The organism is Streptomyces sp. NPDC001068, assembly GCF_042897315.1.
Taxonomy (GTDB): Bacteria; Actinomycetota; Actinomycetes; order Streptomycetales; family Streptomycetaceae; genus Streptomyces.
In genome coordinates, this window is the sequence record NZ_JBIAYD010000001.1 from 41102 (window position 1) to 56244 (window position 15143).

At 72.2% G+C, this 15143-nt stretch carries 15 protein-coding genes; 6 read left to right on the forward strand and 9 right to left on the reverse strand.

Annotated features, from left to right (window positions below; translation table 11 throughout):
• The first annotated feature begins 10 nt into the window (after window positions 1–10).
• Window positions 11–1423: an amino acid permease gene (locus tag ACFY3I_RS00185; RefSeq protein WP_390858640.1), complete on the forward strand. Its 1413-nt coding sequence runs from the start codon at window positions 11–13 to the stop codon at window positions 1421–1423.
• On the opposite strand, the gene ACFY3I_RS00190 is transcribed toward ACFY3I_RS00185, so the two are convergent.
• Window positions 1420–2235, reverse strand: coding sequence for an alpha/beta fold hydrolase (locus ACFY3I_RS00190; RefSeq protein ID WP_390858641.1), 816 nt, complete (start codon window positions 2233–2235; stop codon window positions 1420–1422). The two genes, ACFY3I_RS00185 and ACFY3I_RS00190, sit on opposite strands and share 4 nt — an antisense overlap.
• A gap of 98 nt (window positions 2236–2333) precedes the next feature.
• Between ACFY3I_RS00190 and ACFY3I_RS00195 the strand changes: the two genes are divergently transcribed.
• Entirely contained in the window at window positions 2334–2807 is a 474-nt protein-coding gene (locus tag ACFY3I_RS00195) for a MarR family winged helix-turn-helix transcriptional regulator (RefSeq protein WP_390858642.1), read from the forward strand.
• A gap of 7 nt (window positions 2808–2814) precedes the next feature.
• Here ACFY3I_RS00195 and ACFY3I_RS00200 read toward each other — a convergent pair whose 3' ends face one another.
• On the reverse strand, window positions 2815–3987 hold the full coding sequence (locus ACFY3I_RS00200; RefSeq protein WP_390858643.1) for a CapA family protein: 1173 nt from the start codon (window positions 3985–3987) through the stop codon (window positions 2815–2817).
• Between the two features lie 221 nt (window positions 3988–4208).
• Between ACFY3I_RS00200 and ACFY3I_RS00205 the strand changes: the two genes are divergently transcribed.
• The 3 genes from ACFY3I_RS00205 to ACFY3I_RS00215 all read left to right on the forward strand — a co-directional run bounded on the left by ACFY3I_RS00205 (window position 4209) and on the right by ACFY3I_RS00215 (window position 6222).
• Window positions 4209–4757 (forward strand): sigma-70 family RNA polymerase sigma factor, encoded by a 549-nt coding sequence (locus tag ACFY3I_RS00205; protein ID WP_365286215.1) that lies wholly within the window; start codon window positions 4209–4211, stop codon window positions 4755–4757.
• 144 nt (window positions 4758–4901) lie between these two features.
• Window positions 4902–5417: a hypothetical protein gene (locus ACFY3I_RS00210; RefSeq protein ID WP_365286217.1), complete on the forward strand. Its 516-nt coding sequence runs from the start codon at window positions 4902–4904 to the stop codon at window positions 5415–5417.
• A gap of 148 nt (window positions 5418–5565) precedes the next feature.
• Window positions 5566–6222 (forward strand): zf-HC2 domain-containing protein, encoded by a 657-nt coding sequence (locus ACFY3I_RS00215; RefSeq protein ID WP_390858644.1) that lies wholly within the window; start codon window positions 5566–5568, stop codon window positions 6220–6222.
• A gap of 7 nt (window positions 6223–6229) precedes the next feature.
• Here ACFY3I_RS00215 and ACFY3I_RS00220 read toward each other — a convergent pair whose 3' ends face one another.
• The gene (locus ACFY3I_RS00220; protein ID WP_390858645.1) at window positions 6230–7093 is read right to left on the reverse strand and encodes an Fpg/Nei family DNA glycosylase; all 864 of its coding nucleotides are present in this window, start codon (window positions 7091–7093) and stop codon (window positions 6230–6232) included.
• Window positions 7094–7124: 31 nt separating this feature from the next.
• The gene (locus ACFY3I_RS00225; RefSeq protein WP_390858646.1) at window positions 7125–9218 is read right to left on the reverse strand and encodes a SpoIIE family protein phosphatase; all 2094 of its coding nucleotides are present in this window, start codon (window positions 9216–9218) and stop codon (window positions 7125–7127) included.
• A 157-nt stretch (window positions 9219–9375) separates the two neighbouring features.
• Between ACFY3I_RS00225 and ACFY3I_RS00230 the strand changes: the two genes are divergently transcribed.
• Window positions 9376–10797 (forward strand): lipase maturation factor family protein, encoded by a 1422-nt coding sequence (locus ACFY3I_RS00230; RefSeq protein ID WP_390858647.1) that lies wholly within the window; start codon window positions 9376–9378, stop codon window positions 10795–10797.
• Here the strand turns inward: ACFY3I_RS00230 and ACFY3I_RS00235 are convergent.
• From ACFY3I_RS00235 to ACFY3I_RS00255, 5 genes are read right to left on the reverse strand one after another with little or no spacing between them, the layout of a single operon-like run.
• Window positions 10785–11615, reverse strand: coding sequence for an amidohydrolase family protein (locus ACFY3I_RS00235; RefSeq protein ID WP_390858648.1), 831 nt, complete (start codon window positions 11613–11615; stop codon window positions 10785–10787). The genes ACFY3I_RS00230 and ACFY3I_RS00235 overlap by 13 nt on opposite strands.
• The gene (locus ACFY3I_RS00240; RefSeq protein ID WP_365286228.1) at window positions 11612–11926 is read right to left on the reverse strand and encodes an L-rhamnose mutarotase; all 315 of its coding nucleotides are present in this window, start codon (window positions 11924–11926) and stop codon (window positions 11612–11614) included. Before ACFY3I_RS00240 ends, ACFY3I_RS00235 begins: the two co-directional genes overlap by 4 nt.
• Window positions 11923–12990, reverse strand: a complete 1068-nt coding sequence (locus ACFY3I_RS00245; protein ID WP_390858649.1) for an aldo/keto reductase — start codon at window positions 12988–12990, stop codon at window positions 11923–11925. The genes ACFY3I_RS00240 and ACFY3I_RS00245 overlap by 4 nt, the downstream gene beginning before the upstream one ends.
• The gene (locus ACFY3I_RS00250) at window positions 12987–13742 is read right to left on the reverse strand and encodes an SDR family NAD(P)-dependent oxidoreductase (protein ID WP_390858650.1); all 756 of its coding nucleotides are present in this window, start codon (window positions 13740–13742) and stop codon (window positions 12987–12989) included. Before ACFY3I_RS00250 ends, ACFY3I_RS00245 begins: the two co-directional genes overlap by 4 nt.
• The gene (locus tag ACFY3I_RS00255; protein WP_390858651.1) at window positions 13739–15118 is read right to left on the reverse strand and encodes an L-fuconate dehydratase; all 1380 of its coding nucleotides are present in this window, start codon (window positions 15116–15118) and stop codon (window positions 13739–13741) included. Before ACFY3I_RS00255 ends, ACFY3I_RS00250 begins: the two co-directional genes overlap by 4 nt.
• Window positions 15119–15143 lie beyond the last annotated feature (25 nt).

A 15143-nucleotide genomic window follows, 5' to 3' on the forward strand; every position in this document is an offset into this window, starting at 1 on the left:
GGTGGGGCAGATGGCCAAGCTCCGTACGGGCGAAGGAATTCTCCGCCGCAAACCCATCGAACACATCGAGGAGGCCGAGACCGGTGAGGGACCCCGGCTGGACAGATCGCTGGGCCTCTGGCAGCTGACCGCCATCGGCGTGGGCGGCATCATCGGCGCGGGCATCTTCACCCTCGCCGGCACGGTCGCCAACGAGACGGCGGGCCCGGCCGTGCTGCTCTCCTTCCTGATCGCCGGTCTGGCGAGCGCCTGCGCCGCCCTGTCCTACGCCGAGTTCGCCGGGATGATCCCGAAGGCGGGTTCGGCGTACACGTACGGCTACGCGGTGCTCGGGGAGTTCGCGGGCTGGTTCATCGGCTGGGACCTGCTCCTGGAGTACACGGCGATCGTGGCGGTGGTCGCGATCGGCATCTCGGGGTACTTCGGCTTCCTGGTCGAGGAGATGGGCGCGGAGCTGCCGCGGTGGATGCTGGGCGCGCCCGGCACCGGGGCGGGTCACCGGTTCGACCTGTTCGCGGCTCTGCTCTGCCTGCTGATCGCCTATCTCCTCAACCTGGGCATCCGCAGCGCGGCCCGCTTCGAGATGGTCGTGGTGGTGCTCAAGGTGCTGGTGGTGCTGCTGGTGATCGGCGTCGGGGTGTTCCACATCAGCTCCGGGAACTACCACCCCTTCTTCCCGTTCGGTGCCGGCGGGGCGTTCACGGGTGCGGCCACGGTGTTCTTCGCGGTCTTCGGGTACGACGCGATGTCGACGGCGGCCGAGGAGTCGAAGGACGCGCAGCGGCACATGCCGAAGGCGATCATCTACTCGCTGGCGATCTCCATGGTGCTGTACGTGGCGGCCTGTCTGGTCCTGACGGGCATGCAGGACTACAGGCACATCGACCCGGAGAGCGGCTTCTCCACGGCGTTCAAGTCGGTGGGGCTGAGCGGGCTCGCGGACGTGATCGCGGTGGGGGCGATCATCGGCATCCTCACCGTGATGTTCACCTTCATGCTGGGTGTGACCCGGGTCTGGTTCTCGATGTCCCGGGACGGGCTGCTGCCCGGGTGGTTCGCGAAGACGCACCCGACGCGGCACGTGCCGACCCGGGTGACCTGGATCGTCGGGGTGGCCTCGGCGCTGCTCGCCGGGTTCGTGCCGATCGGCGAGGCGGCCGAACTCACCAACATCGGCATCCTGCTGGCGTTCGTGGTGGTGTGCGTGGCGGTGATCGTGCTGCGCTACCGGCAGCCGGACCTGCCGCGTGCCTTCCGCACCCCGTGGATGCCGTTCGTGCCGGCGCTGGGTGTCGTCTTCTCGGTCTGGCTGATCACGTTCCTCGCCTGGGAGACCTGGGTGCGGTTCGCGGTCTGGTTCGCGATCGGGTGCGTGATCTACTTCGGCTACTCGTACAAGAGGTCGCGGCTGGCCGGGCGTTAGAGCGAGCGCAGGAAGCCGAGCAGGAGCTCGTCGAAGAGGTCCGGCCGTTCCAGGTTCGGGTAGTGGTCGGCGCCCTCGACGATCTCGGCGCGGCCGTCGGGCACCTCCCGTGCGAGGCGTTCGGCGGCCGCGAGCAGACCGGCCGGTTCCAGGCTCCCGTTGACGGCGAGGACCGGGACGTCGATCTTCGGGAGCCGGGACCAGGAGCCGGTCACCGGCACGTGCAGGTCCGGCTCGCCGGGAGCGTGCTTGGAGAGGGTGTGCGCGGCCATCTCGCGGAGCCGGCGCGGGATCTCGGGGTCCAGTGCGTCGAGGTCGCGGTGTTCGCCCGCCACCCCCCGCACGAAGGCGTCGAGCCAGCCCTCGACGTCACCGGCGCCCAGAGTGCGGGCGTACTCGGCCCGGAGCGCCGTGTGCCAGGGGTCCGTGTACTGGAAGTCGCCGGTGACGGCCCCGCAGGTGACCACCGCGCGGACCAGCCCGGGGTGTTCCAGCACGGTGTCGGTGGCGATCACCCCGCCCATCGACACGCCGACGAGGACGGCCGGCCCGGTGTCGAGGTGGCGCAGCAGTGCGGCGAGGTCGTCGGCCCAGCGGAAGGGCTTGCTCGCGTTGGCGGAGGCCCCGTGCCCACGGACGTCGGGGGCGATGACCCGGTACCCGGCGGCGAGCGCCGGGATCTGCCCGGACCAGAAGCGGTGGTCGACGTATCCGGAGTGGAGCAGGACCACCGGGTCGCCGGAGCCGGTGTCGAGGTAGGCGAGGTCGCCGTCGGAGGACGGGAAGAGGCGGACGTCCGCAGCACCATTCATGACAACCAAGGTGTCATCTTCGGGGGATTTTGACAACTGGGTTGTCATGACGACTGTGACACCCGGGGTGTCACCGCGGCCCGGTGCATGATGGCCGGGTGAACGACATCGACAGGCCCCTCGCCCCCGACGAGCTGGGCGAGCGCATCACCGAGGTGTACGACCTCGTCGGTCCGCTCTACCGGCGCGCCTTCCGCAAGATCGAACTGGGCGAGCAGGTCGAGGGGGCCTCGGTCGGCGTGCGCTCCGTACTGGACCTGCTGCACCGCTTCGAGCCGATGACCGTGCCCCAGATGGGCCGGATCATGGCGCTGAGCCGGCAGTTCGTGCAGCGCACGGTGAACGAGGCGGTGGCGCACGGCTGGGCCGAGGCCGTCCCCAACCCGGCGCACCAGCGCTCCTCCCTGATCCGGCTCACGGACGAGGGCCGGACCGTGATCACCGCGATCCTCGCCCGCGAACACGCGGTGAACCGGCAGGTCGGCGGCGGTCTGACCGACGCCGACATCACGGCCTGCGTACGGGTGCTGAGGGAACTGCTGCGGACGTTCGACCACGTCGACGTGGAGTGAGGACCGGCTACTCCCCCATCACCAGTCCGTCCTTGGCCGCGCCGCGGCCGAGCACGACGTCCCGGATGCCGTCCCGCACGGCGGTGTAGTCGGCCCCCTGGGCGATGGCCGCGTTCAGGTCGACGACCCGGCCCGAGTCGATGTCGTACAGCTGGGGGATGAACTCGGCCTTGGCCACCTCCCAGCGGCCGCCGGGACCGGCCGGCGGGGTGAAGGTGAAGCGGGCGAGGGTGGACTGGTTGCCGCGCGGGTCCTGTTTGCCCTGGCGGTTGTTGAGCTCGCCGGCGATCTGGTCGCCGAGGCTGTAGACGACCCAGGTGCCGTTGACCTTCTCGTACGCCTGCGGGATGTGGGCGTGGGTGCCGAGGATCAGGTCGATGTCGGGGCGGCCGCCGGTCCGGGCCGCGGTGAGCCGCTTGGCCAGGGTGAGCTGCTGCTCGTCGGGCGCGTCCTCGCCGTCGGTGCCCCAGTGCACGGAGAGGACAACCACGTCGGCGCCGGCCTGCCGGGCGGCGCGCGCGTCGGCGAGGACGCGGTTCTCGTCCAGGAGGTTGACCGCCCAGGGCTGCCCGGACGGCAGGGCGTTGCCGTTGACGTCGAAGGTGTAGGAGAGGTGCGCGACCCTGGTGCGCCCCGCGTCGAGCAGGGTGACGGTGGCCGCCTCGGCCTGGGTGCGGGCGGTGCCCGTGTGCCGCAGGCCCGTCCGGTCCAGGTCGGTGAGGGTGCGCTGGATTCCGTCGGCGCCCCCGTCGAGAGCGCGGTCGGAGGCGGTGGAGCAGCTGTCGTACCCGATGGCCGCGAGCCCCTCGGGGAGCTGCGGCGGGGCGGTGACCGCGTTCGGGTCGGGCTCCCCGCCGCCCGCGTCGCCCGCCTCGGTCACGGCCGCCAGGTGGCAGAGCGCCAGATCCGCGTGCGCGACGACGGGTTCGACACCGGAGAGCATCGGGCGGAAGTCGTACCCGTTGCCGTTGGCGTCGAGGTTCGCGTGGTCCAGCGCCGACTTCTGCGGCATCACGTCGCCCGAGGCCACGAGGGTGAAGCCGCCGCCGGGGGCGGGCACCGAGGGTGCCGGCCGGCCGGACGGGGCGGCGTTCTCCTGCCGTGCGTGGTTCTGGCAGGCGGCTGCGGTGGCGAGCAGGGCGGTCAGGGCCAGGGCCACCTGGCGTCTGCGATTGATCATCAGGAGCACCCCAGAGTCGCAAGCCTTGTCCGATTTACAGATCAATGGGTACGAAGCCGGACCGGGTCGCAAACAACTCAGGCGCCCCGATTGACCCATCCGGGTGGGGTAAGGGGGGTGACGGACCGTTCGTCGCACCGTTCGCCGACCCGATCGACCGTCCGCCGCACATCCCCGCGCACGCCCTGTCCCCCCGCCCGGCCCTGCGGTGCCATACGGCCATGACGGCCGGAACCACCCTTCCCGACGGGACGACGACCGCCGAGCACGAGCTCGCCGCACTGCAGCGCGAGCACGGCCGCCCGCTCTTCGCGCTGCTGCTGCGGCTCAGCGACGGCGACCGGCAACGGGCCGAGGACCTCGTGCAGGAGACCCTCGTGCGCGCCTGGCAGCATCCCGAGGCGCTGCGCGCCGACGACTTCGACTCCGTGCTGCCCTGGCTGCTGACGGTCGGCCGGCGGCTCGCCATCGACGCGCGCCGGGCCCGGCAGGCGCGGCCGCCCGAGGTGCACGACGCCGTCCTGGAGAACACCCGGGCCGTCGGCGACCACGCCGAACGCGCCGCCGCGGCGCTGGACGTGCGGGAGGCTGTGAAGACTCTCACCCCGGAACACCGTGACGTCCTGGTGCTGGTGTATTTCCAGGGGGCGAGTGTGGCGGAGGCCGCCGAGACCCTCGGCATTCCACCCGGTACCGTGAAATCGCGGGCGTACTACGCGCTGCGGGCCCTGCGCCGGGTTCTCCCCGGTTATGCACCCGACCTGGGCTGAAACCGCAAGCCAGGTCAAACCTCGGTAAAGCGCCTTGCTGAGGACCATGTTTGAGCAATCAGCTGTCTTCATCCGTGTTCCGCACCGGGAGAGGGACGGACCCGGAGTCGGGGCCACGCGCGCACCGGAGGAAGGCAGGACGGGATGCTGCACAGAGGTCAAGAGAGCACGGACGGGGCCGGGAGCGGGGACCTGGCGATCCCGATGGCCTGGCTGTACGCCGAGTACATCGCCGACGAGCTGCTGCGCACCGGCGATCTCATGCCGCCGACGTCCTTCGAGTTCCGGGCCGGCCGGGACGCGCTGGCGTTGACGATCTTCCTCTCCGACACGGACGGCGAACTGTCGGGCATCCGGGTCGTGTCCCAGTTGGAGAACTGGCTTTCACTGACGGCGTACGACCAGCCGTGGCAGGACTGGGTGGGTGACCGCATCGCCTGGCTGTCCGCCGAGGCGACGGAGTCGGGCGGGCCCTCGCCCGACCTGGATCTGGCCACGGAGGCCTGGCGCTGGCTGGAGGAGACCGAGCTGCTCGCGCCCGACCTGGACGCGGTGCCGGGCGGCGGCTCGGTGTTCGGCGAGGACGACGGACCCAAGGTGTGGACCCCCGCCTGGCGGCTCGGTCTGCCCCTCGGACATCTCGCCATCCATCTTTTTTGAATCGGCACCAATCCGCGGGCCCGGCCGCTCCGAATCCGTTGATTACGATTCTGTACGTGCCTTGAGTGAAACGGCGGCCGACTGCGTACGGGTGGGAGCAAGGAGCAATGAGTAACCCCCACCCGCACTCACGGCACGAGGATTCGGCATGAGGTCCCTGGAAAGGCATCGCGACGTCGGCGCGTACGCGCTCGGCGTGCTGGACGAGGCGGAGGCCTTCCGCTTCGAGGACCATCTCATGGAGTGCCCCAGCTGCACGGCACACGTGACCGAGTTCGGCCCCGCGGCACGGCAGTTGATGCTGTACCGCCGGGCCACACCGCGCTTCGTGCACCCCATGGCCCAGCCGGCACCCCGGCTGCTCGACCGGCTGCTCACGGAGGTCGCCAGCCGGCACCGGGTCAAAAGGCGCAGGGTCCTCTACGGCCTCGCCGCCTCGGTGGTGTTCGCGGTCGTCGGCCCCGGCATCGTGGCGTACAGCGGTCACGACGCGCCGCCGGCCGTCCACGTCACCGCGTCCACCGACACCCGGTCGGGCGTGTGGGCACAGGTGAAGTCCGAGGACACGGACTCCGGCAGCGCGATCGAACTCCGGGTCAAGGACTCCGGCGGACCGCGCTCCTGCCGGCTGGTCGCGGTCGGCCGGGACGGCTCCGAGCAGATCGTGACCACCTGGGCGGAACGGGACCACGACGACCGGGTGTCCACCATGACGGGCGGTTCCTCGATGCACCCCGACGAGATCGACCGCTACGAGGTGCGCAACGCCGACGGGCAGCGCCTGGTCACCCTGGACCCCCAGTGAGGGCCGGTCACTTGAGCAGCCGGGACATCCGGCGGTCCGCGAGCGGCTTGCCGCCCGTCTGGCAGGTCGGGCAGTACTGCAGCGAGGAGTCGCTGAAGGAGACCTCGCGAATGGTGTCGCCGCACACCGGGCAGGGCTCGCCGGTCCGGCCGTGGACCCGCAGCCCGCTCTTCTTCTCCGACTTGAGCCGGCCCGCCGCCAGGCCGTGGGAGCGCTCCACCGCTTCGGTGAGGGTGGTGCGCAGCGCCCGGTACAGCCCGTGGACCTCCTCGGGCGTCAGGGAGGCGGCGAGCTTGAACGGGGACATCCTCGCCGCGTGCAGGATCTCGTCGCTGTAGGCGTTGCCCACCCCGGCGATCAGGCCCTGGTCACGCAGGGCACCCTTGAGCTGCCGCCGCTCGCCCGCGAGCAGCGCGGCGAACCGGTCCTCGTCGAAGTCGGCGGCCAGCGGGTCGGGACCGAGCCGCGCGATGCCGGGCACCTCGGCCGGGTCGCGGACGATGTACACGGCGAGCTTCTTCTGGGTGCCCGCCTCGGTGAGGTCGAAGCCCGCGCCGGTCTCCAGGGCCACCCGCAGCGCCAGCGGGCCCTTGCCGGGACGGGGCGGGCCGTCCGGCAGCCGGTCCTTCCAGTGCAGCCAGCCCGCGCGGGCCAGATGGGTGACGAACCGCAGGCCTCCGTCGCCCTCGATGTCCAGGAACTTGCCGTGCCGGTGCACGGCGACGACCTCGCTGCCCTCGAAGGCCCCGAGGGGAGGGTCGTACGTCTTCAGCACGCTGATGGCGGCCGGCAGGACGCGCACCACCTCGTGACCGACCAGGTTCTCGGTCAGGAATTCCCTGAGCGCTTCGACCTCGGGCAGTTCGGGCATGCGTCCAGGGTGCCACCCGCGGCCCCCGGGGTCAGGCGGGCCCGGGCATCCGGAACTCGCACCACACCGCCTTGCCGCCGCCGCGCGCCTCCACACCCCACACGTCGGTGATCTCGTCGACCAGCAGCAGGCCCCGCCCGGACACCCCGTCCTCGCCCGCCTCGCGCCTGCGCGGCAGGGCGCTGGAGGAGTCCTCGACCTCGACGCGCAACCGCCGGTCGCCGCCGCCACCCAGCACCCAGAGGGTGACGATCGCCGAGCCCTCGGTGTGCATCAGCGCGTTGGTGATCAGTTCGTCGGTGACCAGCTCGATCTCGTCGGCGCGGTCCCCGGCGCCCCAGGCGCGGACCGCGGCCCGGACCAGGTGCCGGGCCAGGGTGAGCGCCTCCGGGTCGCCCGGGGCCACGTGCTGCCGCAGGCGGCCCACCGCCTGCGCGCTGTCCGGGCCGCGGCGCAGCAGGAGCAGAGCCACGTCGTCGTCGCCGCCCCGGTCCTCGGCGACCTCGATCAGCCGGTCGGCGAGCGCGCGCACGTCCTCAGGACCCGCGGCGACCTGCCGCATCAGGCATCGCATCCCGTCCCCGAGGTCCGTGCCGGGCTGTTCGACCAGCCCGTCGGTGCACAGCAGCAGCGTCTCGCCGGAGTTGAGCTCCAGCGTGGACACCGGGTACTCGAGGCTCTTGAACTCGGCGGACAGGCCGAGCGGCAGCCCGCCCGCCACGTGGACCTTCCGGCAGCTTCCGTCGGCCGCGCGGACCAGCGGGTCGATGTGCCCGGCGCGGACCACCTGGACGACGCCGGTGGACAGGTCGGCCTCGGCGTACAGGCAGGTCGCGAAGCGGTCCGTGTCGAGCTCGTCCAGGAAGACCGAGGCGCGGGCCATCACGGTCGCCGGGGCGTGGCCCTCGGCGGCGTAGGCGCGCAGCACGATCCGCAGCTGGCCCATGACGGCCGCCGCGTGCGTGTCGTGCCCCTGGACGTCCCCGATGACCGCCCCGACCCGGCCGCCCGGCAGCGGGATCAGGTCGTACCAGTCGCCGCCGATGTCCCGGCCCAGCGCGCCGCCCCCGGCGGACGCGGAGCGGTAGCGGACCGCCACGTCGGCGCCGCGCACGCTGGGGATGGTGCGCGGCAGCATCGCCTGCTGGAGCCCTTGGGCGAGGTCCTTCTCCTGCTCGTAGAGCATGGCCCGCTGCAGGCTCTGCGCGATGCTGCTGCCGAGGGCGACCAGGACGGCGCGTTCCTCGGCGGAGAAGCCGAGCCGGTCGTTGTAGAGCAGGCCCATGGCACCGATCGGGCGGGCCTGGGCGATCAGCGGGAGGTAGGCGGCCGAGGTGATGTGCAGCTCGGTGATGTGCGGCCACAGGATCGGGTAGCCCTCGGCGAACTCCTCCGGCGACTCGATGAACCGCGGGCCGAGGGTCCGCACCACCTCGCTCATCGGATAGGGCTCGTCCGTCCGGGTGATCCGGGTGCCCGGTACGAAGCTGCCCACCGGGCCCTCCGCTACCAGCCGGATCCGGCCGGCCTCCACCAGGCCCATCACCAGGCTGGTGGCGCCCAGGTTGGGGATGCCCTGGGTGTCCTTGAGGGCGTCGATGACGTCCTGGACGCTGCGGGCGTGCGCCAGGGCCGCGGTGACCACCTGGACGACACCGGTCTGCCGGCGCAGCGCGTGGTCCTGGGCGGCCCGCAGACTGCGTGCCTCGCTGTCCTCCAGCTCCTGGGTGGCGTCCCGGACCACGCCGACGACGCGGCGCGGCCGGCCGGTCTCGTCGCGCCGGATGTAGCCCTGGGTGTGGGTCCAGCGCGGGGTGCCGTCGCGGCGCCGGATGCGGAAGTACGCGCCGTAGTTCTCGCTGCCGTCCTTGATGGCCTGCGAGACCACCGCGTCCAGCCGGCTCCCCTCCGTCAGGGGTACCCGGACGGAGAGGCTCTCCGGGCGTCCGTCGTACTCCTCGGGGGTCAGGTCGAAGACCTGGTACGCCTGGGCGTCCATGTGGAACAGACCGGCGTCCAGGTCCCAGTCGAAGGTGCCCAGCCGGTTGAGCGCCAGGATCGGGTGGTCCGGGTGGGCGGGCCAGTCGTCCGGGAGAGACGGAGCGCTCGCTCCCCGATCAGCCATGGGGCCACCTTGCCAGGGGAACCGGGACCGGGCAATTCATCCCATTTACGCCACTTCACCCGCCCGGGTTACGAGACCCGGGGCACGCGGTACACAGGGTGACAGGCCCCGTCCCGACACCGGGCCGCAGGCCGCAGAGAGGCAGGGGCGCACGGCCGTGGACTGGTTCACCGCACCCGGGTACTGGCTGAGCCGGCTGGTCTTCCAGCGGGCGCTGGCCGGCGTGTACCTGGTCGCGTTCCTGGCGGCGGCGCTCCAGTTCCGGGCCCTGCTGGGCGAGCGCGGGATGCTGCCGATCCCGGAGTTCGTCGCCCGGGTCCCCTTCCGCAGGGCGCCGAGCCTCTTCCACCTGCACTACTCGGACCGCTTCTTCGCCGCCTGCGCCTGGGCGGGCTGCGCGGTGTCGGCGGCGCTGCTGGCCGGGCTGGACTCCCTGCTTCCGCTGTGGGCCGCGATGGTGCTGTGGCTGGTCCCCTGGGCCCTGTACCTGTCGATCGTCAACGTCGGCCAGACCTGGTACGCGTTCGGCTGGGAGTCGCTGCTCCTGGAGGTCGGCTTCCTCGCCGCCCTCCTCGGCAACGACGAGGTGGCGCCGCCGGTCGTCGTCCTGTTCCTGCTGCGCTGGATCCTGTTCCGGGTCGAGTTCGGGGCGGGTCTGATCAAGATGCGCGGGGACGCCTGCTGGCGCAGGCTGACCTGTCTCGACTACCACCACGAGACCCAGCCGATGCCGGGACCGCTGAGCTGGTTCTTCCACCACCTGCCCCGCCCGGTGCACCGGGTGGAGGTGGCCGCCAACCACCTCACCCAGCTCGTCGTGCCCGTCATGCTGTTCACGCCCCAGCCCGTCGCGACGGCGGCCGCGTCGCTGATGATCCTGACCCAGCTGTGGCTGGTGGCCTCCGGCAACTTCTCCTGGCTGAACTGGATCACCATCGTGCTGGCCCTGTCCGCGCTGCGGCTGCCCGCCGGCCACGCCGCCGCGCCCGGCGCGCCGCTCTGGTACGAGACCGTCGTCCTCGCCGTGGCCGCGCTGCTGCTCTTCCTCAGCCACCGCCCGGTGCTGAACATGGTCTCCCGCCGCCAGGTGATGAACCGCTCCTTCGACCCGCTCCACCTGGTCAACACCTACGGTGCCTTCGGCAGCGTCAGCAGGCTGCGGTACGAGGTGGTGGTCGAGGGCACCCTGGACGAGTCACCGCGCGAGGACGCCGACTGGCGGGAGTACGAGTTCAGGGGGAAGCCCGGCGATCCACGCCACTGGCCCCGCCAGTTCGCGCCCTACCACCTCCGCCTGGACTGGCTGATGTGGTTCGCCGCCCTCTCCCCCGCGTACGCCGAACCCTGGTTCGGCGGCCTGCTGGAACGCCTCCTGGAGAACGACCGCGACACGCTGCGGCTGCTGCGCCGCTCCCCCTTCCCGCCCGACCGGCCCCCGCGCTTCGTCCGCGCCCGCCTCTTCCGCTACCGGTACACCGACTGGCGGGAGCTGCGGGAGAGGGGCGCGTGCTGGCAGCGTTCCTACGTACGGGAGTTCATGCCGCCCACCCGGCTGTCGAGGGCCGCTCAGAGGCCGTAGACGCGGGTGGCGGTGGTCTCGAAGACCTGGGTGCGTTCGCTCGGGCCGATCAACTGCTCGGCCGCGTCCAGGACTTCGGCGTAGGTCGCGGCCAGGACGCACACCGGCCAGTCGGAGCCGAACATCAGGCGGTCAGGGCCGAAGGCGTCCAGCACCGTCTCCGCGTACGGGCGCAGGTCCTCGACCGTCCAGGAGGCGGGGTCGGCCTCCGTGACCATGCCGGAGAGTTTGCAGACGGTGTTCGGCAGGGCGGCCAGGGCACGCACCGCGCCGGCCCACGGTTCGGGGGCACCGGCGGCGATCGGCGGTTTGCCGAGGTGGTCCAGGACGAAGGTGAGGTCCGGGTGGGCATCGGCGGCCTTGACGGCGGCCGGCAGCTGGTGGGCCCGTACGACCAGGTCGTAGACGAGGCCGGCGTCGGCGATCGCGGCCAGGCCGCGGTGGACGTCGGGGCGCAGCAGCCACTCCGGGTCCGGTTCGGCCTGCACCTGGTGGCGGATGCCCTTCAGGTGGGCGCCGCCGGGGAGTTCGCGGAGGCGGGCGAGTTCACCGGCGATCGCCGGGTCGGTCAGGTCGGTCCAGCCGACGACCCCGGCGACCAGGTCGTGGGTGTCGGCGAGGGCGAGGAACTCGGGGGTCTCCTCCGGCACGGTGACCGTCTGCACCAGGACCGTGCGGGTGACGCCGGCCGCCCGGGCCTCCGGTTCCAGGTCCTCGACGCCGAAGTTGCGCCTCAGCGGCCGGAGTTCGTCCGCGGTGAGCCACTCCTGGTCCCGTACCGAGAGGTCCCAGACATGGTGGTGGGCGTCGACCGTCACGGCAGCTCCCACACGACGGGCAGACCGGCGTCCGAGCCCGCCTCGGAGTAGTCGTGGACGACGTCGAGCAGTTCGGCCATCCGGGCCTGCCAGGCGATGTTCACCGGCAGCTTGTCCAGCTCGGCGAGGAGTGCGCCGTAGTCCGCGCAGTCCAGCACGTGGAAGAGGTCGGTGCCGCTGCGCCAGATGGTCCAGGAGGTGGCGCCGGCCGCACGGATGGCCTCGGTGAGTTCGGCGGGGACCTCGCGGTGGGCGGCCTCGTACGCGGCGACGCGGTCCGGGCGGACCTTGGTGTGCAGGGCGACCCTCATGCCGTCTCCTCCGTGTTCGCCGGGTCTTCTGTGCTCGCCGGGTCTCCTGTGCTCACCGGGTCTCCTGTGCTCGCCGTCTTCTCCGGCTTCTCCGTGGGCAGCGGGGCGCCGGCGGCCACCAGCCCGCTGTCGCGCAGTTCCTGCCAGAAGGCGGCGGGCACCGGGGCGGCGAACTGCCGTGCCCCGTCCTGGATCTCCGCCGCCGAGCGGGCGCCGACCAGCACGCTCGCCACGGCCGGGTGGGCGGCGCAGAAGGCGAGGGCCGCCGCCCTGAGCGTGGTGCCGTGCCGTTCGGCGAGCGTCTTGAGCCGCAGCGCGCGGGCGAGCAGCTCCCGCGGGGCCCGCGCGTAGTCGTAGGTGGCGTCGGGCCTCGGGTCGGCCAGCAGGCCGGAGTTGAAGGCCCCGCCGATCACCACCGAGGCGCCGCGTTCCTCGGCGGCCGGCAGCAGATCGGCCAGGGCGCTCTGGTCGAGGAGGGTGTAGCGGCCCGCGCACAGCACCACGTCGACGTCGGTGTCGCGGACGAACCGGGTGAGCATCGCCGTCTGGTTCATGCCGGCGCCGATGGCACCGACCACCCCCTCGGAGCGCAGCTTCTCCAACGCCGGATAGCCCTCGCGGAAGGCCTGTTCGGCGTGGTCGTCGGGGTCGTGGAGATAGACGACGTCGATCCGGTCGAGGCCGAGCCGTTCCAGACTCGCCTCCAGGGTGCGGCGGACGCCGTCGGCGGTGAAGTCCCAGACCCGGCGGTGGGAGTCGGCCACGGCGAAGCCGTTGACCAGGTCGTCACCGTCGCCGGGGCCGGGCTCCAGGCGGCGCCCGACCTTGGTGGAGAGGGTGCAGGCGTCCCGGTCGTGTTCCCGCAGGGCCTCGCCGAGGCGCCGCTCGGACAGGCCGAGGCCGTAGTGCGGGGCGGTGTCGAAGTAGCGGACGCCCTGCTCCCAGGCGGCGGTGACCGTGTCGTGGGCCTGCCGGTCGGGGACTTCGGTGTAGAGGTTGCCGATCGCCGCGGTGCCGAGGCCCAGCGGGCTGACCCGAACGCCGCTTCGGCCGAGGGTGTTCACCGGCCCTCCGGGCGGAGCCTGAGGCCCTGCATGCCGCCGTCGACGGCGAGCGAGGTGCCGGTGGTGGCGCCGGACAGGGGGCTCGCCAGGTAGGCGACGGCACCCGCGACCTCGGCGGCCGAGACCAGCCGGCCGGAGGGCTGACGGGCCTCCAGGGCGACGCGCTCGGCGGCCGGGTCGGGGGCGTTGTCCAGGAGGCGGCCGACCCACGGGGTGTCCGCCGTACCGGGGTTGACGCAGTTGACCCGGACGCCCTCGCGGAGGTGGTCGGCGGCCATGGCGAGGGTGAGGGAGTACACGGCGCCCTTGGTGGCGCTGTACAGGGCGCGTTGCGGCAGCCCCGCGGTGGCGGCGATGGAGCAGGTGTTCACGATCGCCGCGTTCCGCGAGCGGCGCAGGTGGGTCAGGGCCGCGCGGGCGGTGCGGACCATGCCGAGGACGTTGACGTCGAAGACTCGGTGCCATTCGTCGTCGGCGTTGTCCTCGATCGTGCCCTGGGCACCGATCCCGGCGTTGTTGACCAGTACGTCGAGGCCGCCGAGGGCCTCGGCCGCCCCCTCCACGGCCGCACGCACCGAGGCGTCGTCGGTGACGTCGGCCCGGAAGCCGAGCAGGGGTTTCCCGACGCCGGACGGGTCCAGGTCGAGGACGGCGACCTGGGCGCCGCGTTCGGCGAGGAGTTCGGCGGTGGCCCGCCCGATCCCGGAGGCGCCGCCGGTGACCAGGGCCCTGATGCCCTCGAAGTCGGTCATGCCGCCTGTCCCTTCCGCTGCTTCTCCTGCGCGCGCAGCTGTGCCTGTGTCTGTTCGTCGGCGGCCCAGAAGCTGCCGCCCGGGTAGGTGTACCGCGCGACGGACTCCGGTCGCATGGCGGCCGAGTACCCAGGTGCCGTGGGTGCCGTGTAGTGACCCTCCCGGACGACCACCGGGTCGCGGAAGTGCTCGTGCAGATGGTCGACGTACTCGATGACCCGGTCCTCGGTGGTGCCGGCGACCGCGAGGTAGTCGAACATCGAGAGGTGCTGGACGAGTTCGCACAGTCCGACGCCGCCCGCGTGCGGGCAGACGGGCACGCCGAACTTGGCGGCGAGCAGCAGGACGGCGAGGTTCTCGTTGACGCCGGCCACCCGGGCCGCGTCGATCTGGACGATGTCGATGGCGCCGGCCTGGAGCAGCTGCTTGAAGACGATCCGGTTCTGCACGTGTTCGCCGGTGGCGACCTTGACCGGGTTCACCGCCCGGCGGACGGCGGCGTGGCCGAGGATGTCGTCGGGGCTGGTGGGCTCCTCGATCCAGTACGGGTCGAACTCGGCGAGCGCCTTGGTCCAGCGGATCGCCTCGTCGACGTTCCAGCGCTGGTTGGCGTCGACGGCCAGCCGGATGTCCGGGCCGACGACCGAACGGGCCACCCGGCAGCGCCGGATGTCGTCCTCGAGGTCGGCGCCGACCTTCAGCTTGATCTGCCGGAAGCCGTCGGCGACCGCCTGGGCCGCGAGCCGGGTGAGCTTCTCGTCGTCGTAGCCGAGCCAGCCGGCCGAGGTGGTGTAGGCGGGGAAGCCGCGTTCCAGGAGCCGGGCCCGGCGCTCGCCGGCGCCTTCGCGGGCGCGCCGGAGGATGCCGAGGGCCTCCTCGGGGGTGAGGGCGTCGGTGAGGTACCGGAAGTCGATCTGGCGGACGATCCACTCGGGTTCGGCGTCGGCGAGCAGCTGCCACAGCGGCTTCCCGGCCCGGCGGGCGGCCAGGTCCCACACCGCGTTGGTGACCGCGCCGATCGCCATGTGCATCACCCCCTTCTCGGGGCCGAGCCAGCGCAGTTGGCTGTCGCCGATCAGGTCCCGGAAGAGGGTTGCGGGGTCGTCGCAGATCTCGTCGACCTGGCGGCCGAGCACATGGTTCCGCAGCGCGTCGATCGCGGCGACCTGGACGTCGTTGCCCCGCCCGATGGTGAACGTGAACCCGTGCCCCTCGTGCCCGTCGGCCGCGTCGGTGCGCAGTACGACGTAGGCCGCCGAGTAGTCGGGGTCGGGGTTCATCGCGTCGGAGCCGTCCAGCTCGCGCGAGGTGGGGAAGCGGATGTCGTAGGTGTCGACCGCGGTGACGCGAGCGGAGGGGCCGGGGCTCGGGGACACGGATTGCCTTTCCGTCGGGGGGAGT

Bases quoted from the DNA above. Each gene is read 5' to 3' on its own strand.
- ACFY3I_RS00190 (WP_390858641.1), bottom strand. From the start codon at position 2,235: ATGAATGGTGCTGCGGACGTCCGCCTCTTCCCGTCCTCCGACGGCGAC.
- ACFY3I_RS00185 (WP_390858640.1), top strand. From the start codon at position 11: ATGGCCAAGCTCCGTACGGGCGAAGGAATTCTCCGCCGCAAACCCATC.
- ACFY3I_RS00215 (WP_390858644.1), top strand. From the start codon at position 5,566: ATGAGGTCCCTGGAAAGGCATCGCGACGTCGGCGCGTACGCGCTCGGC.
- ACFY3I_RS00205 (WP_365286215.1), top strand. From the start codon at position 4,209: ATGACGGCCGGAACCACCCTTCCCGACGGGACGACGACCGCCGAGCAC.
- ACFY3I_RS00240 (WP_365286228.1), bottom strand. From the start codon at position 11,926: ATGAGGGTCGCCCTGCACACCAAGGTCCGCCCGGACCGCGTCGCCGCG.
- ACFY3I_RS00225 (WP_390858646.1), bottom strand. From the start codon at position 9,218: ATGGCTGATCGGGGAGCGAGCGCTCCGTCTCTCCCGGACGACTGGCCC.
- ACFY3I_RS00210 (WP_365286217.1), top strand. From the start codon at position 4,902: ATGCTGCACAGAGGTCAAGAGAGCACGGACGGGGCCGGGAGCGGGGAC.
- ACFY3I_RS00250 (WP_390858650.1), bottom strand. From the start codon at position 13,742: ATGACCGACTTCGAGGGCATCAGGGCCCTGGTCACCGGCGGCGCCTCC.
- ACFY3I_RS00200 (WP_390858643.1), bottom strand. From the start codon at position 3,987: ATGATCAATCGCAGACGCCAGGTGGCCCTGGCCCTGACCGCCCTGCTC.
- ACFY3I_RS00220 (WP_390858645.1), bottom strand. From the start codon at position 7,093: ATGCCCGAACTGCCCGAGGTCGAAGCGCTCAGGGAATTCCTGACCGAG.